We start from the raw sequence: 21,218 nt of genomic DNA on the forward strand, positions 1-21,218 counted from the left end.
CGACGAAGCGACAGATTATGTCGAGAGCGCGACGATGACCGGTGAGTCAGGAAGTCGCCGATGTAGTGGGCTTCGTGGCTTGCGGGGCGACTTGTTCCGGCGCTGCGCCTCGCTCCAGGCGCACCGCAACTCGACGGTTCTTGGCCCGGTTGGCGTTATTGGTGTTAGGTGCCAACGGGTAGCGCTCACCGTGAAACCGCATGGTGACCTGGGATTCCTGAATGCCATTGGCCTTGAAGAACTCCATGACCGCCAGGGCCCGGCGCCGTGACAGCTCACGATTGGTCAGGCGATTGCCACTGTTGTCGGAGTGTCCATCGAGCTCGATGTGATTGACCGTTGGATCGGCCTTCATATACTCAAGCATCACCTGCAACTTGGCTTTCGCGGCAGCGTCCAGATCAATTCCGCCGCCGGGGAAGCCCACTTCGGATTGCTTCACCTGCTCGAAGTTTTTCGGCAATAACTTGGCCACGCACCCCTGATAGTCGGCGAACGCCTTGCTGAACTTTACCGGCAGCAGTCGCACTTCCGACACGCGGCCATCGCCCGATGAATGGCGGACCACAGGACTGCGCCCGTCCATCAGGCCGCTGATCAATCGCCCGGCCTGCGCCTGCGAACTGTTGAACAGCACGTTGCCACTGCCGATGCTCACCGTACCCAGGTTGATGTCGCCACGCCCCGGCTGCCAAGGCGCAGCCGCCGCCAGCAAGGTGGCTGAACCGCCCCCCATCACCGCGTTGTAGGCTTTCAGACGAAACGTCGCCTGCTCGCCGGCACGACGCACGAACTCACCCGAACCGAAGTCAGTGATCGGCTGGGTCAGCCTGCATTCGAACTTGTCACCTTCGACCGTCCACTCGATGCTCTCCAGTCGGGTCTGGAAAGTGAGCGCCATCGCAGGGAGGCTGGCAAACACACTGAGCAAGGCTAAATAACGCTGGCGCACGGGAGGCTCCACTGGCTTCTACAACAAAAAGACCGACACACATATGTTTACGGCATACCTGTTGGATATCGGAAGCTTCCCGCAAAACTTGATAGCGAGTGCCTGCAAGAGTCTTTTCCGGTAGCATTCCCCTCAGTTTGACCCGCCTGGAATCCCCTCATGTCCGACCGCCTGACCCTGCTGCGTCCCGACGACTGGCACATTCATCTTCGCGATGGTGCCGTGTTGACCAATACCGTTGCGGATGTTGCGCGCACCTTTGGTCGCGCCATCATCATGCCCAACCTGGTTCCGCCGGTCCGCAATGCGGCTGAGGCCGACGGCTATCGCCAGCGGATTCTCGCTGCTCGCCCGGCCGGCAGCCCGTTCGAACCGCTGATGGTCCTGTACCTGACCGACCGCACCCAACCTGAAGAAATTCGCGAGGCCAAGGCCAGCGGTTTCGTCCACGCCGCCAAGCTGTACCCGGCCGGCGCGACCACCAACTCGGACTCTGGCGTGACCAGCATCGACAAGATCTTTCCTGCACTGGAGGCCATGGCCGAAGTCGGAATGCCCCTGTTGATTCACGGTGAAGTCACCCGTGGCGATGTCGACGTGTTCGACCGCGAAAAGATCTTCATCGATGAGCACATGCGCCGTGTGGTCGAGCGTTTCCCGACCCTGAAAGTGGTGTTCGAACACATCACGACCGCGGACGCCGTGCAGTTCGTCAACTCGGCTCCGGCCAACGTGGGCGCAACCATCACCGCCCATCACCTGCTGTACAACCGCAACCACATGCTGGTGGGCGGGATTCGGCCGCACTTCTACTGCCTGCCGATCCTCAAGCGCAATACGCACCAGGAAGCCCTGCTCGACGCCGCCACCAGCGGCAGCGAGAAGTTCTTCCTCGGCACGGACTCGGCGCCCCATGCCCAGCACGCCAAAGAAGCCGCTTGTGGCTGCGCTGGCTGCTACACCGCCTATGCCGCCATCGAGTTGTATGCCGAAGCCTTCGAACAGCGCAATGCGCTGGACAAGCTGGAAGCCTTCGCCAGCCTCAACGGCCCGCGTTTCTATGGCCTGCCGGCGAACACCGATCGCATTACCCTGGTCCGCGAAGAATGGACCGCCCCAACCAGCCTGCCGTTTGGCGAGCTGACCGTTATCCCGCTGCGCGCCGGTGAAAAACTGCGCTGGCGCCTGCTGGAGGAACACGCGTGAGTGAAGAGCATTTCGACGACGAACAGGATGGTCATGGCGGCGGAGGCGGTCCACGTCATCCAATGGCTGCCAGGTTCCGTGGTTACCTGCCTGTTGTCGTCGACGTAGAAACCGGTGGCTTCAACTCGGCCACCGACGCCCTGCTGGAAATCGCCGCGACCACCATCGCCATGGATGAAAAGGGTTTTGTGTACCCGGATCACACCTACTTTTTCCGTGTCGAGCCGTTTGAAGGTGCGAACATCGAAGCAGCAGCCCTGGAATTCACCGGCATCAAGCTCGATCACCCATTGCGTATGGCCGTGAGTGAAGAAACAGCCCTGAACGACATCTTCCGTGGCGTGCGCAAGGCCCTGAAGGCCAACGGCTGCAAGCGGGCGATCCTGGTCGGGCACAACAGCAGCTTCGACCTGGGCTTCCTCAACGCTGCGGTCGCGCGCCTGGACATGAAGCGCAACCCGTTTCACCCGTTCTCCAGCTTCGATACCGCGACCCTGGCCGGTCTGGCTTACGGTCAAACCGTGCTGGCCAAGGCCTGTCAGGCAGCCGATATCGACTTCGACGGTCGCGAGGCTCACTCGGCTCGCTACGACACCGAGAAGACGGCCGAGCTGTTCTGCGGCATCGTCAATCGCTGGAAGCAAATGGGCGGCTGGGAAGATTTCGACGATTGACCTGCAGGAGCGCATAAAAATCACCCATAAAAAAACCGGCCTCTCAGAGGCCGGTTTTTTTGGGAACGTGCCTTACAGCGCAGCAGCGTGCTCGGTCAGGTAAGCCGCAACGCCTTCTGGCGAAGCGTTCATGCCCTTGTCGCCTTTTTTCCAGTTGGCAGGGCAGACTTCGCCGTGCTCTTCGTGGAATTGCAGAGCGTCAACCAGACGGATCAGCTCTTCCATGTTACGGCCCAGTGGCAGGTCGTTGACGATCTGCGAGCGAACAACGCCTTTGTCGTCGATCAGGAACGCGCCACGGAAAGCAACGCCGTCAGCGGACTGAACGTCGTAGGCCTTCATGATTTCCTGCTTGATGTCGGCAGCCATGGTGTAACCCACCTGGCCGATACCGCCGTTGTTCACCGGGGTGTTGCGCCATGCGTTGTGGGTGAAGTGCGAGTCGATCGACACAGCGACCACTTCCACGTTGCGCGCCTTGAAGTCAGCCAGGCGGTTGTCCAGAGCGATCAGCTCGGACGGGCAAACGAAGGTGAAGTCCAGTGGGTAGAAGAACACCAGGCCGTATTTGCCTTTGATGGCCGAAGACAGGGTGAAGCTGTCAACGATTTCGCCATTGCCGAGTACGGCCGGTACGGTGAAGTCAGGGGCTTGTTTGCCTACGAGTACGCTCATTGGATATCTCCTGGTGTAGAAACGTAAAAAACAAGGTTGGTGCCAGCCTGCCACCCTCAGGCGACAGCCCTGTGACACAAACCCGTTTCGAAAAGACCGGTCATCATACACTGCGTTTTTGGCCTGTCCTCAACGCTTTTTTCCCTCCGCCCTGAAAATGCGCGGCCGGATTTTGTTTCTCACGCCCAGAGATGAACCGTTCGTCAGTACCGGAAAAAGCCTTCCGAAAGCACTTTGACAATCATTCTCGTTAACATTAAGATCCATCGCATTCCAGACATAAACAAGCGACGGTCTTCACTTATGTATGTTTGCCTCTGCACTGGCGTCACCGACGGCCAAATCCGCGATGCGATCTATGAAGGATGCTGCAGCTACAAGGAAGTCCGCCAGGCCACCGGCGTTGCCAGTCAATGCGGCAAATGTGCCTGCCTCGCCAAGGAAGTGGTCCGCGAGACCCTGACAAAACTGCAAACGGCCCAGGCCGCGATTCCTTTTCCAGCAGAATTTACAGCAGCATAAATACCGCATTCCAAAAAACCGGACGCCTGTCCGGTTTTTTTATGCCTGCAAATCAATCGCTTATGCTCCAGACGCGGAACACAAACATTCTTATTCCTATTAATTTTTCATATAAGTTTCAATAACTTAGGTTTGACACTATTAAGTGCGCGGCTCAAACTCAGGCTTATTGACAGCTAATAAAGGGCAGGACCCCATCATGAAAGGCGACGTAACAGTCATCCAGCATCTCAACAAAATCCTTGGCAATGAACTGGTCGCAATCAATCAGTACTTTCTGCATGCGCGCATGTATGAGGACTGGGGCCTGAACAAACTCGGCAAGCACGAGTACCACGAATCCATCGACGAGATGAAGCACGCGGACAAGCTGATCAAGCGTATTTTATTCCTGGAAGGCCTGCCGAACGTTCAGGACCTGGGCAAGCTGCACATCGGCGAACACACCAAGGAAATGCTTGAATGCGACCTGCGCATCGAGCGCACCGGTCATGCCGACCTCAAGGTTGCCATTGCCCATTGCGAAACCGTGGGCGACTTCGGCAGCCGTGAACTGCTGGAAGATATCCTCGAGTCCGAAGAAGAACATATCGACTGGCTGGAAACCCAACTTGGCCTGATCGACAAAATCGGTATCGAGAACTACCTGCAATCGCAGATGGGCGAAGACGAGTAAGTTTCAGGCCATTAATCTCGATGCAATAAAAAGCCCCGCTCTCTTTCAAGAGGCGGGGCTTTCTTGTGCCGTCTACAGGAGCGAGCTTGCTCGCGATGGTCGTTAACGATAACGCTGGGGCCTGACACTCCGCGGCGTTCTTTAGTCCATCGCGAGCGAGCTCGCTCCTACAGGAAGCGAATCAGGCTTCGGTCTTCTGAGCAGCAGCCTTGGCGGCAGCGTCCTTGATCAGCGCCTGCAGCGAACCATCAGCGGACATTTCAGTCATGATGTCGCTACCACCAACCAGCTCGCCAGCCACCCACAGTTGCGGGAAGGTTGGCCAGTTGGCGTATTTTGGCAGGTTGGCGCGGATTTCCGGGTTCTGCAGGATGTCCACGTACGCAAACTTTTCACCACACGCCATCACGGCCTGCGCGGCTTTCGCGGAGAAGCCGCACTGCGGGGCATTTGGCGAGCCTTTCATGTAAAGCAGAATGGTGTTGTTGGCAATCTGCTCTTTAATCGTTTCGATGATATCCATGGAGCACCTCGGCTGAACTTTCCGACTCATGGGTCGGCACGGTGGCGCATTGTAACGGAAAGCCGAGCGCCCTGCTCGGTCTCTCCGTCAGATACGATCAGGCGGCCGCCACGGTCACCGGAACGCCATTCAACGCCGCATTACCCGACAACTCATCGAGCTGACACTCGTCCGTCAGGTCATTGGCGCTGGATCCCGGCTGACCACTGGCAATGGTCGTTTGCACACCCGGTCGAGCATGGCCCCAACCGTGCGGAAGGCTGACCACTCCTTTCATCATATCCAGGCTGCCAAGCACTTCAACTTCGATCGTGCCGACCCGCGAACTCACCCGAACCCGCTGCCCGTCGCTCAAGCCGCGACTGGCCAGGTCATCCGGATGCATCAGCAACTGATGACGCGGCTTGCCTTTCACCAGGCGGTGATAGTTGTGCATCCACGAGTTATTACTGCGCACATGCCGCCGACCAATCATCAACAATTCATCGGCGGCCGGCGCCTGCAGTGCCGCAAAGCGCGCCAGGTCAGCGAGGATCACTGCGGGAGCGGCCTGTACGCGCTGACTGGCGGTTTTCAGGCGTGGCGCCAGGTTGGGCTTCAGCGCCCCCAGATCGACCCCATGGGGATGATCGAACAGCGTTGCCAAAGACAGTTTGTGTTCCGAGGCATCACCATACATCCCCATGCGCAAGCCGTGATCGATCATCTGCGAAGGGGCGATGGTCGGTTTCAATTCCTTGCCGGTCTTCGCGGCGAAGGCCTTGGCCAACCCGACAAAAATCTCCCAGTCATGTAGCGCGCCTTCGGGTTTGGCCAGAATTGCGCGGTTGAAACGCGTGACGTTGCGCACGGCAAACAGGTTGAACGTGGTGTCGTAGTGGTCATTTTCCAGCGCCGAGGTAGACGGCAGGATCAGGTCGGCATAGCGCGTGGTTTCATTGATGTACAAGTCGACACTGACCATGAACTCCAGTCCGTCCAGCGCTTGCTCCAACTGCCTGCCGTTGGGCGTGGACAACACCGGATTGCCGGCCACGGTGATCAGCGCACGAACCTGCCCTTCCCCCTCGGTCAGCATCTCTTCGGCCAGCGCCGATACGGGTAGCTCGCCCGCATATTCGGGGCGCCCCGAAACGCGGCTCTGCCACAGATTGAAATGTCCGCCCGATGTGGAGGCCACCAGGTCCACCGCCGGCTCGGTGCACAACGCACCACCGACGCGATCGAGGTTACCGGTGACCAGGTTGATCAACTGCACAACCCAGTGGCACAGCGTGCCGAACGCCTGGGTCGAGACGCCCATGCGGCCATAGCAAACCGCGCTTGGCGCTGCGGCGAAGTCCCGCGCCAACAGGCGAATCTGCCCGGCGGGCACCGCGCACAACGGACTCATGGCCTCGGCAGTGAAACCTGCAACAGCCTCGCGCACCTCATCCAGGCCTTCCACCGGCAAATGACTGTCGCGGGTCAGTCCTTCGGTGAACAAGGTATTGAGCAAGCCAAACAGCAGAGCCGCATCGCCACCCGGATGCACGAACAGGTGCTGGTCGGCAATCGCCGCCGTTTCGCTGCGGCGCGGGTCGACCACCACCACTTTGCCGCCCCGGGCCTGGATCGCTTTCAAGCGTTTTTCCACATCCGGTACGGTCATGATGCTGCCGTTGGAGGCCAGCGGATTACCGCCGAGGATCAGCATGAAGTCAGTGTGATCGATGTCCGGTATCGGCAGAAGCAGACCGTGGCCATACATCAAATGACTGGTCAGGTGATGGGGCAATTGATCGACCGATGTCGCAGAAAACCGGTTGCGGGTTTTCAGCAGACCGAGGAAGTAATTGCTGTGGGTCATCAATCCATAGTTGTGCACGCTGGGGTTGCCTTGATAGACCGCCACCGCATTTTGCCCATGACGCTCCTGAATCGCCGCCAGGCGTTCAGCCACAAGGTTGAAGGCGTCCTGCCACTCGATGGGCTGCCACTCACTGCCCACCCGCAACATGGGTTGATGGAGACGGTCAGGGTCGCTCTGAATGTCCTGCAGGGCGACGGCCTTGGGGCAGATATGCCCACGACTGAACGTATCCAGCGGATCGCCCTTGATCGAGGTGATCTGCACCCTGCCTTCGAGCTCGGTGGTTTCGATGGTCAGTCCGCAGATGGCTTCACACAGGTGGCACGCACGGTGATGGAGAGTCTTGGTCATGGCCAGTCTCTGTCTTGTTCTGAGCGGGCAATGTCGGCCGCGGGAACAAAACTATGGCGCCTGCCCCGCGACCGCGCCAGCGACGTTTGTCTTGTGAATTGCTGGCCATCAGGCCGGCCGATGGCGCCTGCCTATCAGCTCGACGGCAGCCTGGGCGGCGCCTGCGACTGGATTTGTTGAAGGGTTTCGATGGGGTCGTGGGCGGCCTGCACACCGGTCAGCTCGCCGATCAGGCGCCAATGCTCATCCAGCCCGGCGCTGATGGTAACCATGCGATCGATCATGCGTCGCCCGGCTTCCCGGGTCACTTTGTCGTCACTTCGCAAGAGTTCGAAGGACATCGAGGTCATCGAGGCGGTCAGGTGAGTCAGGGAGCGGGCCGTAAGGCCGAGCAATTCCATCAACTGCTGTTCTTTCGATTCCATGCTGAAGCTTCCTGCATCACTCGTGATTTATTTATAACCCAGCACTTTGCATTAGCAAGTGTTTCAAATCGCAAGTGCCATGCGCGAGCAGCGAACAGCAGGTCAGAAACCGACCGTCAGCTTGCCGCCACCGTCTCGCCTGATTGCCAAGCTGAGCGGGGGCGGTGTACAAATGGCCAGCTGCTGTCAGGAAACAGGCTTCAAAAGCGCTACTGCGGTTATCCCGTAGCCCCTCTGAAATCCCCTAAAAACCGTAGCCCTATTGGTAAGACGCGACATTTAATTATAAGATCGCGCCTTCCCCTATTTCGTCGCCCCGTGCGGCTTACGCCGCAGGTCTCGCCCGTTGTTCCGTTAAACAAGGCTTTGAGCATCTGCGGTTTGTAGCAAAAAGGTAGTCAATGATGAGCGCAAGGCACTTTCTCTCCCTGATGGATTGCACGCCCGAAGAGCTGGTCAGCGTGATCCGTCGAGGCGTTGAGCTCAAGGACCTGCGTAACCGCGGCGTACTGTTCGAGCCCCTGAAAAACCGCGTGCTCGGGATGATTTTCGAGAAGTCCTCGACTCGCACCCGCATTTCGTTCGAAGCCGGCATGATCCAGCTCGGTGGCCAGGCGATCTTCCTGTCGCCGCGTGACACCCAACTGGGCCGTGGCGAGCCGATCAGCGACTGCGCCATCGTCATGTCGAGCATGCTCGATGCGGTGATGATCCGTACCTTTGCCCACAGCACCCTGACCGAATTCGCCGCCAACTCGCGCGTACCGGTGATCAATGGCCTGTCCGACGACTTGCACCCGTGCCAATTGCTGGCTGACATGCAGACGTTCCTCGAACACCGTGGCGCCATCCAGGGCAAGACCGTGGCCTGGATCGGCGACGGCAACAACATGTGCAACAGCTATATAGAAGCGGCAATCCAGTTCGACTTCCAATTACGCGTTGCCTGCCCGGAAGGTTACGAGCCGAACCCCGAGTTCATGGCCATGGCCGGCGACCGGGTCACCATCGTCCGCGACCCCAAGGATGCCGTTCGCGGCGCCCATCTGGTGAGCACCGACGTCTGGACCTCCATGGGCCAGGAAGAGGAAACCGCCAAGCGTCTCGAGCTGTTCGCACCATACCAGGTCAATCGCGCCCTGCTCGACCTGGCTGCCCCGGACGTTCTGTTCATGCATTGCCTGCCGGCGCATCGTGGCGAAGAGATCAGCGTCGACCTGCTCGACGACCCACGCTCAGTGGCCTGGGACCAGGCTGAAAACCGTCTTCACGCACAAAAGGCACTGCTCGAATTTCTCGTTGAGCCGGCCTATCACCACGCATGAGCCAGCCATTACTGCTCAACCTGCGCAACCTGGCTTGCGGCTATCAAGACCAGCGCGTGGTGCAGAACCTCAACCTGCATTTGAACGCCGGTGATATCGGCTGCCTGCTGGGCTCTTCCGGGTGCGGCAAGACCACCACCCTGCGTGCGATTGCCGGGTTCGAACCGGTGCACGAAGGTGACATCCAGCTGGCGGGCGAAACGATTTCCAGCGCCGGTTTCACCCTTGCCCCGGAAAAACGCCGCATCGGCATGGTGTTTCAGGACTATGCCCTGTTTCCGCATTTGAGCGTGGCCGACAACATCGCCTTCGGGATCCGCAAGCACCCGCAAAAGGATCGCGTCACCGAAGAGCTGCTTGAGCTGGTCAACCTGAAAAACCTCGGCAAGCGCTTCCCCCATGAGCTTTCCGGCGGCCAACAGCAACGCGTCGCCCTGGCCCGCGCCCTGGCGCCAGAGCCGCAATTGCTGCTGCTCGACGAACCGTTTTCCAACCTTGATGGCGAATTACGCCGCAAGCTCAGCCATGAGGTTCGTGACATCCTCAAGGCCCGAGGCACCAGCGCGATACTGGTGACCCACGACCAGGAAGAGGCGTTCGCCGTCAGCGATCACGTGGGCGTGTTCAAGGAAGGTCGACTGGAGCAGTGGGATACGCCCTTCAACCTCTATCACGAACCGCTGACGCCCTTTGTGGCCAGTTTCATCGGCCAGGGGTATTTCATCCGTGGCCAGTTGAGCAGTCCTGAGTCGGTGCAGACCGAACTGGGCGAATTGCGCGGCAACCGTGCCTACACCTGGCCGGTCGGCGGTGCGGTGGATGTGCTGTTGCGTCCGGACGATATTGTTTATGCGCCGGACAGCCCGTTGAAGGCGCGGATCGTCGGCAAGACCTTCCTTGGTGCTTCAACCTTGTATCGCTTGCAACTGGTGACCGGCGCACAACTGGAGTCGATCTTCCCGAGCCACGTCGATCATCAGGTTGGCGTAGAAGTGGGCATTCGGGTCGCGGCGGAACACCTGGTACTGTTCCAGGCATCCGGTAGCACAGCGGCACAGATTCCGGTCGTCGAATCCGGTGTCCGGCGGTACAGCACCACTCACTGAGAAACACAATCCCTGTGGGAGCAAGCAGGCTTGCTCCCACAAAGGAATCTGTTTAACCCAGCATCAGCGTTCCGCTCGCCACCAGCGTCGCATTCCCACCGATCTTCACCCGTTCCCCCTCCAATCGGCAGAACAACGCTCCGCCGCGGGCCGAACATTGATAAGCCGTCAGGCTCGACTTGCCCAACCGCGCCGACCAATAAGGAATCAGGCTGCAATGGGTCGACCCGGTCACGGGATCTTCATTGATGCCAATGGCCGGTGCGAAATAGCGCGAAACGAAATCGTGCTTGCTGCCCCGGGCGGTCACGATCGCCCCCAGCCACGGCAGCTTCGCCAGGGCAACCATGTCCGGCTTGCAGTCGAGCACCGCCTGCTCGGACTCCAGCACCACGAACAACTCATTGGACCCCAACACTTCGACAGCTTCGACACCGAGTGCACGTTCGACATCCAGGGTCACGCCGACTGCCGACGGTACGATCACCGGAAAATCCAGCCACAGGCGCTCACCCTCACGGCTCACACTGAGCGGACCGGACTTGCCGATAAAGTCCAGGCGCTCGACCGGTTCCTTATGGATCTCAAACAAGACATAAGCACTGGCCAGGGTTGCGTGACCGCACAACGGCACCTCGGTGGTCGGGGTGAACCAACGAATGTGCCAGACCTGCCCTTCGCGCACCACGAAGGCGGTCTCGGCGAGATTGTGCTCGGCGGCGATCTTTTGCATCAACTCATCGGCGAGCCAGGCGTCCAGCCGATAAACCATTGCCGGATTGCCGCCAAATGGCCGATCACTGAACGCATCGACCTGATGAAACGCTAGCTGCATAACCTTCTCCCTTTTGTCAGGTCAGCGAGCATGGAGCCGTCGAAACAAACGCACCAGTGACAGAACCGGCGTATTTCCACCATACAGCGGCGAGTGATGCCGCTCAGGCGCGACCGATATCGGCAAACTTCGCCTGGGTATGTTCGGCCAACACGGCGGGAGCCAATTCAACTTCCAGACCGCGTCGCCCAGCGCTGACAAAAATGCTCGCAAAGGGCTGAGCCGTATTATCGATAAACGTGCGCAAGCGCTTCTTCTGCCCCAACGGACTGATCCCGCCCAACAGGTAACCGGTTGAACGCTGCGCCGCCGCAGGGTCGGCCATCTCGACCTTTTTCACCCCGGCCGCGTGAGCCAGGGCCTTCAAGTCCAGGCTGCCGGCAACCGGCACTACCGCTACCAGCAACTCTCCTTTCTCACTGGCCGCCAGCAGGGTCTTGAACACCTGAGCAGGGTCGAGCCCGAGTTTTTCCGCCGCTTCCAACCCATAGGAGGCGGCCTTCGGGTCATGTTCATAACTGTGCACTCGGTGTTCGGCACGAACTTTTTTCAACAAATCCAATGCGGGTGTCATGACAGCTCCAGACTTGGCGGCAGCAAAAAATACTGCGCCGGATTCTAGGACATTGATCCACAAAAGGCTCTATCGCGGTGCCTTTTCAACAAGTGCGCATCGTCGCCCACCCGGATTTCATCCACGTATCAACGCACTCATTCACAAGACTAATAGTTCATTTGTGAGCGATGGTTCACTTTCGACCTTTGACAGCAGTGTTTCTTGTCTATATTTTTTCGTTTCTGAAACTGCACGAAACGTCCTACCGCAGCACCCAGCAGCAATCCGGGAACTGGATGGGGATCCTGACCCGGTGAAAAACGCGCTTTGACCATGATGGAAAGAAAGCGCCAAAAAATAAAAATGAGGTTTCAATGACAACCGCCTTACAACAACCGTCTCTCTCGAGCCAATGCATGGCCGAGTTTTTGGGTACTGCTCTGCTGATCTTTTTTGGTACGGGTTGCGTCGCCGCCCTCAAGGTCGCGGGCGCCAGCTTTGGTCTGTGGGAAATCAGCATCATATGGGGCATCGGCGTGAGCATGGCGATCTACCTGACTGCCGGGGTTTCCGGCGCTCATCTCAACCCTGCCGTCAGCATCGCCCTGAGCATTTTCGCCGACTTCGAAAAGCGCAAACTGCCGTTCTACATTCTGGCCCAAGTGGCGGGTGCCTTTTGTGGCGCCTTGTTGGTTTACACGCTTTACAGCAATCTGTTCTTCGATTTCGAACAAACTCACCATATGGTTCGAGGCACTGAAGCCAGCCTGGAATTGGCGTCGGTGTTCTCCACCTTCCCCAACCCGAGCCTGACCACGTCACAGGCCTTTCTGGTCGAGGTGATCATCACGGCCATTCTGATGGGCGTGATCATGTCCCTGACCGACGACAACAATGGCCTGCCGAACGGACCACTGGCGCCAATCCTGATTGGCTTGCTGATCGCAGTGATCGGCAGCTCGATGGGACCGCTGACCGGCTTCGCCATGAACCCGGCCCGTGACTTCGGCCCCAAATTGATGACGTTCTTCGCTGGCTGGGGTGACATTTCCTTCACCGGCGGGCGCGATATCCCGTACTTCCTGGTTCCGGTTTTCGCACCGATTATCGGGGCCTGCCTCGGCGCCGCAGCCTATCGCGGGGTGATTGCCCGCCATCTGCCAAGCGTCGCGCCTGCTACAAAGGACACAACACCGGCCATTGACGGCAAACCAGAAATTTCTTGATACCGTTGGCGCGTGATACTGCCCATTCAATCGCGCGCCAGACCGCATTCCCTTTTTTCGTCCAAGGCAATCGACATGACCGACACTCAGAATAAGAACTACATCATTGCCCTCGATCAGGGTACGACCAGCTCCCGCGCGATCATTTTCGACCGCGACGCCAACGTGGTCTGCACCGCACAGCGCGAATTCGCCCAGCATTACCCGCAAGCGGGCTGGGTCGAACACGACCCGATGGAAATCTTCGCCACCCAGAGCGCCGTGATGGTCGAGGCCCTGGCTCAAGCCGGCCTGCATCACGATCAGGTCGCGGCCATCGGCATTACCAACCAGCGTGAAACCACCGTGGTCTGGGACAAGAACACCGGCCGGCCGATCTACAACGCAATCGTCTGGCAGTGCCGCCGCAGTACCGAAATCTGCCAGCAGCTCAAGCGTGATGGCCACGAGCAATACATCAGCGAGACCACTGGCCTGGTCACCGACCCGTACTTCTCCGGCACCAAGCTCAAGTGGATCCTCGACCACGTCGAAGGCAGCCGTGAACGCGCGCGCAATGGCGAGCTGCTGTTCGGTACCGTCGACAGCTGGCTGATCTGGAAATTTACCGGCGGCAAGGTCCACGTCACCGACTACACCAACGCCTCGCGCACCCTGCTCTTCAATATCCACACCCTGGAGTGGGACGCGAAGATGCTGGAGCTGCTGGATATCCCGCAGGAAATGCTGCCTCAGGTGAAATCGTCGTCGGAAATCTACGGCCATACCAAAAGCGGCATCGCCATCGGCGGAATCGCCGGCGATCAGCAAGCAGCGCTGTTCGGTCAGATGTGCGTCGAGGCAGGCCAGGCCAAGAACACTTACGGCACCGGCTGCTTCCTGCTGATGAACACCGGCGACAAAGCCGTGAAGTCCAGACACGGCATGCTCACCACCATCGCCTGCGGTCCGCGCGGTGAAGTGGCCTACGCCCTGGAGGGCGCGGTGTTCAATGGCGGCTCCACCGTCCAGTGGTTGCGCGACGAGCTGAAAATCATCAACGACGCCCATGACACCGAATACTTCGCCAACAAGGTCAAGGACAGCAACGGCGTGTACCTGGTACCGGCGTTCACTGGTCTGGGCGCGCCGTACTGGGACCCGTATGCCCGTGGCGCACTGTTTGGCCTGACCCGCGGTGTACGTGTGGATCACATCATTCGTGCAGCGCTGGAGTCGATCGCCTACCAGACCCGCGACGTACTCGACGCCATGCAGCAGGACGCCGGCGAGCGACTCAAGGCACTGCGCGTGGACGGTGGCGCCGTGGCGAACAACTTCCTTATGCAATTCCAGGCCGACATCCTCGGCACGCAGGTCGAACGCCCGCAAATGCGCGAGACCACCGCGCTGGGTGCCGCTTACCTGGCGGGCCTGGCCTGCGGCTTCTGGGGCAGCCTGGAAGAGCTGCGCGGCAAGGCGGTTATCGAACGCAAGTTCGAACCGGCGCTCGACGAAGCGGCAAAGGAAAAACTCTACGCTGGCTGGCAAAAAGCCGTCAGCCGCACCCGCGATTGGGAGCCGCACGAAGGGGCTGAATAAGCCGAGCCGCTGACTGTATCTGCGAGTAACTGGTCGGGAGGCGATTCCTGCGGCATCATGGGCAAATTTTGCTCGGCAGCCCAAAGGACGCCCCATGAATCTGCCTCCCCGTCAGCAGCAAATTCTCGAACTGGTCCGCGAACGCGGCTATGTCAGCATCGAGGAAATGGCCACGCTGTTCGTTGTTACACCGCAGACCATTCGCCGCGATATCAATCAGCTGGCGGAAGCCAATTTGTTGCGCCGCTACCACGGCGGCGCAGCCTACGACTCCAGCGTTGAAAACACCGCCTACGCCATGCGCGCCGATCAGATGCGCGACGAGAAACAGCGTATCGGCGAAGCCATCGCCGCACAGATCCCCGATCACGCCTCGCTGTTCATCAACATCGGTACGACGACCGAATCGATTGCCCGGGCGCTGCTCAACCACAATCATCTGAAGATCATCACCAACAACCTGCATGTGGCTTCGATGCTCAGCGCCAAGGACGACTTCGACGTTCTGCTGACCGGGGGCAATGTGCGGCGTGACGGTGGCGTGGTCGGTCAGGCCAGCGTCGATTTCATTAACCAGTTCAAGGTCGACTTTGCCCTGGTTGGCATCAGCGGCATCGATGAAGACGGCAGCCTGCTGGATTTCGACTATCAGGAAGTGCGGGTTTCCCAGGCGATCATCGCCAACGCCAGACAGGTGATTCTGGCGGCTGACTCCAGCAAGTTCGGGCGTAACGCCATGATTCGCCTGGGGCCGATCAGCCTGATCGATTGCCTGGTGACCGATCAGCAGCCTTCCCCGGCGCTGATGCAGCTTTTAAACCAGCACAAAGTCCGACTGGAAGTCGTTTAAGCACATCTCCCGTGGCGAGGGAGCTTGCTCCCACTGGGCTGCGAAGCGGCCCTCAACCCTTCAATTGAGCTCATTCAAACCCACTGAACTCGCCGCAAAAGCGGTGGGAGCGAGCGCCCTCGCCAGCAAAGCAGTCAGATTACGCACCCAATGTTCGTAAATTTTCCTTTTATCGCCTTTCGATGAGTATTTTCAATCGAATCTGACTGGCTGTGCGCGTCTTTATGGGCTAGTATTTTCGCAAATGAACATTAATGTTCGATTTCAAATACAGAACATCAAAGAATTCCGAGGCCCGAGCCGATGCCCACTTCCACCTTGCCCACGCCCCCTCTTGCCGAGGTCTACGATATCGCCGTCATCGGTGGCGGGATCAATGGTGTGGGGATCGCAGCGGATGCCGCGGGTCGCGGCCTCTCGGTGTTCCTTTGCGAAAAGGATGATTTGGCCAGCCATACCTCGTCAGCCAGCAGCAAGCTGATCCACGGCGGTCTGCGCTATCTCGAACATTACGAATTCCGCCTGGTGCGCGAAGCACTGGCCGAGCGGGAAGTCCTGCTGGCCAAGGCTCCGCATATCGTTAAACAGATGCGCTTTGTGTTGCCGCATCGCCCGCACCTGCGGCCCGCCTGGATGATTCGCGCCGGCCTGTTCCTGTACGACCATCTTGGCAAACGGGAAAAACTCGCCGGTTCGAAAAGCCTGAAGTTCGGTCCCGACAGCGCACTGAAAAGCGAAATCACCCAAGGCTTCGAATACTCAGATTGCTGGGTCGACGATGCCCGGCTGGTGGTACTCAATGCCATGGCCGCCCGGGAACAAGGCGCCCATGTCCATACCCAGACCCGTTGCGTCAGCGCTCGTCGCGCCAAAGGCCTGTGGCACCTGCATCTGGAACGTTCCGATGGCAGCCTGTTTTCGATCCGCGCCAAGGCGCTGGTGAATGCCGCTGGCCCATGGGTCGCCAAGTTCATCCGCGACGATCTGAAGATGGAATCGCCCTACGGCATCCGCCTGATCCAGGGCAGCCACCTGATCGTGCCAAAATTGTACGAAGGCGAGCACGCGCACATTCTGCAAAACGAAGACCAGCGCATCGTATTCACCATTCCCTACCTGAACCAGTTCACCCTGATCGGCACCACCGACCGCGAATACACGGGCGATCCGGCAAAAGTGGCGATCACTGACGGTGAGACCGATTACCTGCTGAAAGTGGTCAACGCCCACTTCAAAAAGCAAATCAGCCGCGACAACATCCTGCACAGCTATTCCGGCGTGCGTCCGCTGTGCAATGACGAATCCGATAACCCTTCGGCCGTTACCCGCGATTACACCCTGGCGCTGTCCGGCAGTGGCGAAGAAGCGCCGTTGCTTTCGGTGTTCGGCGGCAAGCTGACCACCTACCGCAAGCTCGCGGAGTCGGCGCTGGCGCAACTGGCACCTTACTTCCAGCACATCAAGCCGAGCTGGACGGCCAACGCACCGCTGCCGGGCGGCGAAGACATGACCACCCCGCAAGCGCTGAGCGCGTTGATTCGCGACAAGTTCGACTGGGTCCCGACAGATATTTCGCGTCGCTGGGCCACCAGCTACGGCAGCCGCACCTGGCGCCTGCTCGAAGGCGTGGAAAAGCTGAGCGACATGGGCGAACACATCGGCGGCGGTCTCTACACCCGCGAAGTCGATTACCTGTGGCACGAAGAGTGGGCAACCACCGCGCAGGACATTCTGTGGCGTCGCAGCAAGCTCGGGTTGTTCACCACGCTGGCTGAACAAGACAAGCTCAAGGACTACTTGAACAAGGTCGAACAGAACCGCAGCAAGATCGAAGCAGCCTGATTGCACCGCTTGATACTGAAGGAGCGAGCATGCTCGCGAAGAACGCCAGGACAACGCGGAGTACCCGACAGAGCGCGTTATCGTTGACGTCCGTCGCGAGCAGGCTCGCTCCTACAAGAGGCTTTGTCTCATATATCCCGCAAGTCTGATTCATGGATGGGTTGGTCACGGTGGGTCGCCCGCTGGTACTGCGCCGGCCAGATGGCCTTGCGTCCGCCGAGGTCGTCATCGGCATGCAACGGCCAGTAAGGATCGCGCAACAGCTCACGGGCCAGGAAAATGATATCCGCCTGACAGGTGCGCAGAATGTGCTCGGCCTGAGCCGGCTCGGTGATCATTCCCACGGTGCCAGTCGCAATTTCAGCCTCCTTGCGCACTCGTTCGGCGAAGCGAGTCTGATAACCGGGGCCTGTCGGGATTTCCGCGTTGGCTGCCGTGCCTCCCGACGACACATCAATCAGGTCCACGCCCAGGGCTTTCAAGCGCCGCGCCAGCTCGACGGTTTCATCGGGATTCCAGCCATCTTCCACCCAGTCGGTGGCCGAGACCCGGACAAACAGCGGCAACTCTTCAGGCCAGACCGCCCGCACGGCTTCGGTGACTTGCAACACCAGGCGGATGCGGTTTTCGAATGAGCCACCGTACTGATCACGCCGCTGATTACTCAAGGGCGAAAGGAACTGGTGCAGCAGGTAACCATGGGCTGCATGCACTTCGACCACCTTGAAACCGGCGACCAACGCACGCTTTGCCGCATCGACAAAGGCCTGAATGATAGTGGCAATTTCACCGTCATCGAGCTGCCTGGGCTGTGTGTGCTGTGGATCGAACGCGATCGGTGAGGGCCCCACCGGGAGCCAGCCGCCGTCTTCGGGTTTGACACTGCCATGTTTGCCCAGCCACGGCCGAAAGGTGCTGGCCTTGCGCCCCGCATGAGCCAGCTGGATACCGGCAACGGCGCCTTGGGCGGCAATAAAGCGAGTGATGCGCTGCAGCGGCTCGATTTGTTCATCGTTCCACAAACCGAGGTCTTGCGCGGTGATGCGCCCGTCGGCCGTGACCGCCGTGGCTTCGGTAAAGACCAGTCCGGCCCCGCCGATGGCACGGCTGCCGAGGTGGACCAGGTGCCAGTCATTGGCCAGACCATCGGCACTGGAATACTGGCACATTGGCGATACCGCGATGCGGTTGAGCAGGGTCAGTTGACGAAGGGTATAGGGTTCAAGCAGCAGACTCATGGGGCACCTCTCGAATCAGTGGGCAGGCTCCAGGGTTCTGTTTGAAAAGTCGACGAGTGACAGGAAAAAGGTGCAGCACCCGCCCCCGCGGGCAAAAAATTCGACAAGACGTCACAAGGATTATCAAGCAGTGCTTAGAGCCTAGTCGACAACGGGGGATGAGGGAGGGTTCAAGAACTGAAAACACAGATGACCCGCACAGGGTACAGCGCACTGTGGCGAGGGAGCTTGCTCCCGCTGGGTGGCGCAGCCGTCCCAAAACAAATCACCGCGGTCGATCTGATAAACCGCATCAGCCCGCATTGGGAGTGCTGCGCCCTCCAGCGGGAGCAAGCTCCCTCGCCACAACGGCGAAAAAGACTCAGCGCGGTTCGATGTGGGCAATCATCAGTTGCACGGTCTCGTTGCCGCGGAATTCATTGACGTCGAGCTTGTAGGCCAGTTCCACCCACTTGATGGTCGGATTCGGCCAGATATCGCGATCGATACCAAAGGCAATGCCATCGAGCTTGACCGAACCACATTCGCTTCTGAGCACCACCTTGAGGTGCCGCTCGCCGACGACACGCTGCTCGACCAACTGGAACACCCCGTGAAACAGCGGCTCCGGAAAATGCTGCCCCCAGGGACCGGCATGGCGCAGCGCGCGGGCCAGTTCCAGGTGAAATTCCTCGACCGCCAGGGTGCCGTCCGACAGCAGGCGCCCGGTCAGGTCCTCTTCACGCATTTGCCTGCGCACCTCGGCGTCAAAGGCTTCGGCGAACAGCGGAAAATTCGCTTCCGGCAGGGTCAGACCAGCGGCCATGGCATGGCCGCCGTATTTGGTAATCAGGTTCGGGTGCTGCGCCGCTACCACGCTCAGGGCATCGCGAATATGGAAGCCTTGCACCGAGCGCCCCGAACCCTTGAGCAGCCCGTCTCCCGCATCGGCAAAGGCAATGGTCGGACGGAAGTAACGCTCTTTCATGCGCGACGCGAGAATGCCGATGACACCCTGGTGCCATTCGGGATCGAACAGACACAGACCGAAGGGCATGGAATCAACGGGCAAATCCTTGAGCTGCGCCAGCGCTTCACGCTGCATGCCCTGCTCGATGGATTTACGGTCCTGATTCATGCCGTCCAGTTGAGCAGCCATCTCACGGGCAAGCGTCGCATCTTCGGTCAGCAGGCATTCGATGCCCAGGCTCATGTCATCCAGGCGCCCCGCCGCGTTCAGGCGCGGGCCGACAATGAATCCCAGGTCGGTGGAGGTAATGCGCGCTGGCTCACGCTTGGCCACTTCGAGGATCGCCTTGATGCCCGGTCGCGCACGTCCGGCGCGAATCCGCTCGAGGCCCTGGTGCACCAGAATCCGGTTATTGGCATCCAGCGGTACCACGTCCGCCACGCTGCCCAGCGCCACGAGGTCGAGCAATTCGCCGATGTTCGGCTGCGGCTTGTTCTCGTACCAGCCCAGACTGCGCAAGCGCGCACGCAGGGCCATCAGCACATAGAAAATCACCCCGACACCGGCCAGCGCCTTGCTCGGGAACTCACAACCTGGCTGGTTCGGGTTGACGATGGCATCGGCCTGCGGCAATTCATCACCGGGCAAGTGGTGATCGGTGACCAGCACCTTGAGGCCAGCCTTTTTCGCCGCTGCCACACCTTCGACACTGGAAATACCGTTGTCCACGGTGATCAACAGCTGTGGCTGACGCTCCAGCGCCACGGCGACAATCTCCGGTGTCAGGCCGTAACCGTAGTCAAAACGGTTGGGCACCAGGTAGTCGACATGAGCCGCGCCCAGCAGGCGCAGACCCAGGGTGCCCACGGTACTGGCCGTCGCGCCATCGGCATCGAAATCGCCGACGATCAGAATCCGTTGCCGCTGTTCGAGCGCTGTAACCAGCAGATCCACGGCAGCATCAATGCCCTTGAGCTGCTGGAACGGAATCAGCCGCGCCAGACTTTTGTCCAGTTCGACTGCGGATTGCACGCCCCGCGCGGCGTAGAGTCGGGTCAGCAGGGGTGGAAGATCACCCAGCAATGGAAAGGGGTCGGGCAACAGGCGAGATTCGATGCGCATGGGGTGACAGGGGTTTCTCTTCAGTATGTGGGATAGAAGTGCATGACGCGGTCCAGCGGCGATTGATCAGCCGCGTTCGCCGGCCAGCCACTGCAACTGGACTTCATGCTGACCACGATCGTCAGTGACGAAAATCGTCCCTTCACTGATCATCACGTCCCACTTGATAACGCGAGGCATGTCCTTGGCCAGGGTTTCCAGTACTTCCTGAGGCACGGCGGCGATGTTGACGTTTTTCAGGTTCTTGATCGCCGGGATCACTTTGCCTTCCCAGACACGCAGGCTGCCGTAGGCCAGCAGGCTGGTGCGTTCGGTGCGACGCGAGCACCAGGTCAGGCGCTCGGCATCCGGCTGGCCGACTTCGATCCAGTGCAGGACACGGTCATCCAGGCTTTTTTCCCACAAGGCCGGTTCATCCACTTCTGAAAGACCACGGCCAAAGGACAGCTGCTCGTTGTACCAGAGGGCATAGGCCAGCAGGCGCACGGTCATACGCTCTTCGGTTTCCGAAGGGTGACGGGCGATGGTCTGCTTGACGCTCTCGTAAACGCTGCGGTCGAGGTCGGTGAGGTTCAGTTCAAACTTGTAGGTCGTGGACGGCTGGGCCATGAACGGGCTTCTTGATACGAGGAAAGTCGGCAAGTCTAACCGATGCGACAGGCAATCAACGAATAGAAGGCGATCTACCTTGAGCGCCTGACAGTCGGCTATGTTAAAAGTCTGTATTCGCTC

21 protein-coding genes are annotated in these 21,218 nt (G+C 59.4%); 11 read left to right on the forward strand and 10 right to left on the reverse strand.

What is annotated here, in order from left to right:
- Positions 1–46 precede the first annotated feature (46 nt).
- Positions 47–952 carry an OmpA family protein gene (locus ACGJAX_RS00580; RefSeq protein WP_390957181.1) on the reverse strand — a complete coding sequence of 302 codons (906 nt, stop codon included), beginning with the start codon at positions 950–952 and terminating at the stop codon, positions 47–49.
- Positions 953–1,111: 159 nt separating this feature from the next.
- Here ACGJAX_RS00580 and pyrC point away from each other — a divergent pair, with 159 nt between their 5' ends.
- Positions 1,112–2,158 (forward strand): dihydroorotase, encoded by a 1,047-nt coding sequence (gene pyrC / locus ACGJAX_RS00585; protein WP_247257395.1) that lies wholly within the window; start codon positions 1,112–1,114, stop codon positions 2,156–2,158.
- The gene (rnt, locus tag ACGJAX_RS00590; RefSeq protein WP_090324901.1) at positions 2,155–2,832 is read left to right on the forward strand and encodes a ribonuclease T; all 678 of its coding nucleotides are present in this window, start codon (positions 2,155–2,157) and stop codon (positions 2,830–2,832) included. The genes pyrC and rnt overlap by 4 nt, the downstream gene beginning before the upstream one ends.
- A gap of 72 nt (positions 2,833–2,904) precedes the next feature.
- Here rnt and ACGJAX_RS00595 read toward each other — a convergent pair whose 3' ends face one another.
- Positions 2,905–3,507 carry a peroxiredoxin gene (locus tag ACGJAX_RS00595; protein ID WP_090324903.1) on the reverse strand — a complete coding sequence of 201 codons (603 nt, stop codon included), beginning with the start codon at positions 3,505–3,507 and terminating at the stop codon, positions 2,905–2,907.
- A gap of 303 nt (positions 3,508–3,810) precedes the next feature.
- On the opposite strand from ACGJAX_RS00595, the gene ACGJAX_RS00600 reads away from it, so the two are divergent.
- Together ACGJAX_RS00600 and bfr are read left to right on the forward strand one after the other, a co-directional pair.
- Positions 3,811–4,029, forward strand: a complete 219-nt coding sequence (locus ACGJAX_RS00600; protein ID WP_090324905.1) for a bacterioferritin-associated ferredoxin — start codon at positions 3,811–3,813, stop codon at positions 4,027–4,029.
- 199 nt (positions 4,030–4,228) lie between these two features.
- Entirely contained in the window at positions 4,229–4,705 is a 477-nt protein-coding gene (gene bfr, locus ACGJAX_RS00605; RefSeq protein WP_090324906.1) for a bacterioferritin, read from the forward strand.
- A gap of 181 nt (positions 4,706–4,886) precedes the next feature.
- On the opposite strand, the gene grxD is transcribed toward bfr, so the two are convergent.
- From grxD to ACGJAX_RS00620, 3 genes are all read right to left on the reverse strand, one after another.
- Positions 4,887–5,228: a Grx4 family monothiol glutaredoxin gene (grxD, locus tag ACGJAX_RS00610; RefSeq protein WP_047532696.1), complete on the reverse strand. Its 342-nt coding sequence runs from the start codon at positions 5,226–5,228 to the stop codon at positions 4,887–4,889.
- 97 nt (positions 5,229–5,325) lie between these two features.
- Positions 5,326–7,431 carry a molybdopterin-dependent oxidoreductase gene (locus tag ACGJAX_RS00615; protein WP_390957182.1) on the reverse strand — a complete coding sequence of 702 codons (2,106 nt, stop codon included), beginning with the start codon at positions 7,429–7,431 and terminating at the stop codon, positions 5,326–5,328.
- A 134-nt stretch (positions 7,432–7,565) separates the two neighbouring features.
- The gene (locus tag ACGJAX_RS00620; protein WP_090324909.1) at positions 7,566–7,856 is read right to left on the reverse strand and encodes a hypothetical protein; all 291 of its coding nucleotides are present in this window, start codon (positions 7,854–7,856) and stop codon (positions 7,566–7,568) included.
- Positions 7,857–8,260: 404 nt separating this feature from the next.
- Between ACGJAX_RS00620 and argF the strand changes: the two genes are divergently transcribed.
- Both argF and ACGJAX_RS00630 read left to right on the forward strand, forming a co-directional pair.
- Entirely contained in the window at positions 8,261–9,181 is a 921-nt protein-coding gene (gene argF / locus ACGJAX_RS00625; RefSeq protein WP_090324911.1) for an ornithine carbamoyltransferase, read from the forward strand.
- Positions 9,178–10,287 carry an ATP-binding cassette domain-containing protein gene (locus ACGJAX_RS00630; RefSeq protein ID WP_390957183.1) on the forward strand — a complete coding sequence of 370 codons (1,110 nt, stop codon included), beginning with the start codon at positions 9,178–9,180 and terminating at the stop codon, positions 10,285–10,287. The genes argF and ACGJAX_RS00630 overlap by 4 nt, the downstream gene beginning before the upstream one ends.
- 52 nt (positions 10,288–10,339) lie before the next feature.
- Here ACGJAX_RS00630 and ACGJAX_RS00635 read toward each other — a convergent pair whose 3' ends face one another.
- A complete protein-coding gene (locus tag ACGJAX_RS00635; RefSeq protein ID WP_390957184.1) occupies positions 10,340–11,122 on the reverse strand; it encodes a PhzF family phenazine biosynthesis isomerase in 783 nt (260 codons plus the stop codon).
- A gap of 103 nt (positions 11,123–11,225) precedes the next feature.
- Positions 11,226–11,696 (reverse strand): Cys-tRNA(Pro) deacylase, encoded by a 471-nt coding sequence (gene ybaK, locus ACGJAX_RS00640; protein ID WP_090324916.1) that lies wholly within the window; start codon positions 11,694–11,696, stop codon positions 11,226–11,228.
- On the opposite strand from ybaK, the gene ACGJAX_RS00645 reads away from it, so the two are divergent.
- The 5 genes from ACGJAX_RS00645 (at position 11,695) to glpD (ending at position 17,177) form a co-directional block, all read left to right on the forward strand.
- Complete coding sequence (locus ACGJAX_RS00645; RefSeq protein ID WP_390957185.1) at positions 11,695–12,009, forward strand: hypothetical protein; 315 nt, start codon at positions 11,695–11,697, stop codon at positions 12,007–12,009. The genes ybaK and ACGJAX_RS00645 overlap by 2 nt on opposite strands.
- Positions 12,010–12,052: 43 nt before the next feature.
- The gene (locus tag ACGJAX_RS00650) at positions 12,053–12,904 is read left to right on the forward strand and encodes an MIP/aquaporin family protein (RefSeq protein ID WP_247257400.1); all 852 of its coding nucleotides are present in this window, start codon (positions 12,053–12,055) and stop codon (positions 12,902–12,904) included.
- A 75-nt stretch (positions 12,905–12,979) separates the two neighbouring features.
- Entirely contained in the window at positions 12,980–14,485 is a 1,506-nt protein-coding gene (gene glpK / locus ACGJAX_RS00655; RefSeq protein WP_390957186.1) for a glycerol kinase GlpK, read from the forward strand.
- A gap of 94 nt (positions 14,486–14,579) precedes the next feature.
- On the forward strand, positions 14,580–15,335 hold the full coding sequence (locus ACGJAX_RS00660) for a DeoR/GlpR family transcriptional regulator (RefSeq protein ID WP_090324920.1): 756 nt from the start codon (positions 14,580–14,582) through the stop codon (positions 15,333–15,335).
- A 303-nt stretch (positions 15,336–15,638) separates the two neighbouring features.
- Positions 15,639–17,177, forward strand: coding sequence for a glycerol-3-phosphate dehydrogenase (gene glpD / locus ACGJAX_RS00665; RefSeq protein ID WP_390957187.1), 1,539 nt, complete (start codon positions 15,639–15,641; stop codon positions 17,175–17,177).
- A 128-nt stretch (positions 17,178–17,305) separates the two neighbouring features.
- Here glpD and ACGJAX_RS00670 read toward each other — a convergent pair whose 3' ends face one another.
- The 3 genes from ACGJAX_RS00670 to ACGJAX_RS00680 form a co-directional block, all read right to left on the reverse strand.
- On the reverse strand, positions 17,306–18,415 hold the full coding sequence (locus ACGJAX_RS00670) for an NADH:flavin oxidoreductase/NADH oxidase (protein WP_390957188.1): 1,110 nt from the start codon (positions 18,413–18,415) through the stop codon (positions 17,306–17,308).
- Between the two features lie 361 nt (positions 18,416–18,776).
- Complete coding sequence (gene recJ, locus ACGJAX_RS00675) at positions 18,777–20,486, reverse strand: single-stranded-DNA-specific exonuclease RecJ (protein WP_390957189.1); 1,710 nt, start codon at positions 20,484–20,486, stop codon at positions 18,777–18,779.
- A 66-nt stretch (positions 20,487–20,552) separates the two neighbouring features.
- Positions 20,553–21,095 (reverse strand): YaeQ family protein, encoded by a 543-nt coding sequence (locus tag ACGJAX_RS00680; RefSeq protein WP_047532723.1) that lies wholly within the window; start codon positions 21,093–21,095, stop codon positions 20,553–20,555.
- Positions 21,096–21,218 lie beyond the last annotated feature (123 nt).

It is taken from the genome of Pseudomonas moorei (genome assembly GCF_042846945.1).
Lineage (GTDB): Bacteria > Pseudomonadota > Gammaproteobacteria > Pseudomonadales > Pseudomonadaceae > Aquipseudomonas > Aquipseudomonas moorei.

What these genes read in the sequence shown, in the direction of transcription:
- ACGJAX_RS00680 (WP_047532723.1), bottom strand. Translation starts at nt 21,095, where the DNA reads ATGGCCCAGCCGTCCACGACCTACAAGTTTGAACTGAACCTCACCGAC.
- recJ (WP_390957189.1), bottom strand. Translation starts at nt 20,486, where the DNA reads ATGCGCATCGAATCTCGCCTGTTGCCCGACCCCTTTCCATTGCTGGGT.
- bfr (WP_090324906.1), top strand. Translation starts at nt 4,229, where the DNA reads ATGAAAGGCGACGTAACAGTCATCCAGCATCTCAACAAAATCCTTGGC.
- ACGJAX_RS00615 (WP_390957182.1), bottom strand. Translation starts at nt 7,431, where the DNA reads ATGACCAAGACTCTCCATCACCGTGCGTGCCACCTGTGTGAAGCCATC.
- glpD (WP_390957187.1), top strand. Translation starts at nt 15,639, where the DNA reads ATGCCCACTTCCACCTTGCCCACGCCCCCTCTTGCCGAGGTCTACGAT.
- ACGJAX_RS00650 (WP_247257400.1), top strand. Translation starts at nt 12,053, where the DNA reads ATGACAACCGCCTTACAACAACCGTCTCTCTCGAGCCAATGCATGGCC.
- ACGJAX_RS00645 (WP_390957185.1), top strand. Translation starts at nt 11,695, where the DNA reads ATGACAGCTCCAGACTTGGCGGCAGCAAAAAATACTGCGCCGGATTCT.
- ACGJAX_RS00635 (WP_390957184.1), bottom strand. Translation starts at nt 11,122, where the DNA reads ATGCAGCTAGCGTTTCATCAGGTCGATGCGTTCAGTGATCGGCCATTT.
- ACGJAX_RS00620 (WP_090324909.1), bottom strand. Translation starts at nt 7,856, where the DNA reads ATGGAATCGAAAGAACAGCAGTTGATGGAATTGCTCGGCCTTACGGCC.
- ybaK (WP_090324916.1), bottom strand. Translation starts at nt 11,696, where the DNA reads ATGACACCCGCATTGGATTTGTTGAAAAAAGTTCGTGCCGAACACCGA.
- ACGJAX_RS00630 (WP_390957183.1), top strand. Translation starts at nt 9,178, where the DNA reads ATGAGCCAGCCATTACTGCTCAACCTGCGCAACCTGGCTTGCGGCTAT.
- ACGJAX_RS00660 (WP_090324920.1), top strand. Translation starts at nt 14,580, where the DNA reads ATGAATCTGCCTCCCCGTCAGCAGCAAATTCTCGAACTGGTCCGCGAA.
- pyrC (WP_247257395.1), top strand. Translation starts at nt 1,112, where the DNA reads ATGTCCGACCGCCTGACCCTGCTGCGTCCCGACGACTGGCACATTCAT.
- argF (WP_090324911.1), top strand. Translation starts at nt 8,261, where the DNA reads ATGAGCGCAAGGCACTTTCTCTCCCTGATGGATTGCACGCCCGAAGAG.
- ACGJAX_RS00595 (WP_090324903.1), bottom strand. Translation starts at nt 3,507, where the DNA reads ATGAGCGTACTCGTAGGCAAACAAGCCCCTGACTTCACCGTACCGGCC.
- ACGJAX_RS00670 (WP_390957188.1), bottom strand. Translation starts at nt 18,415, where the DNA reads ATGAGTCTGCTGCTTGAACCCTATACCCTTCGTCAACTGACCCTGCTC.
- ACGJAX_RS00600 (WP_090324905.1), top strand. Translation starts at nt 3,811, where the DNA reads ATGTATGTTTGCCTCTGCACTGGCGTCACCGACGGCCAAATCCGCGAT.
- glpK (WP_390957186.1), top strand. Translation starts at nt 12,980, where the DNA reads ATGACCGACACTCAGAATAAGAACTACATCATTGCCCTCGATCAGGGT.
- grxD (WP_047532696.1), bottom strand. Translation starts at nt 5,228, where the DNA reads ATGGATATCATCGAAACGATTAAAGAGCAGATTGCCAACAACACCATT.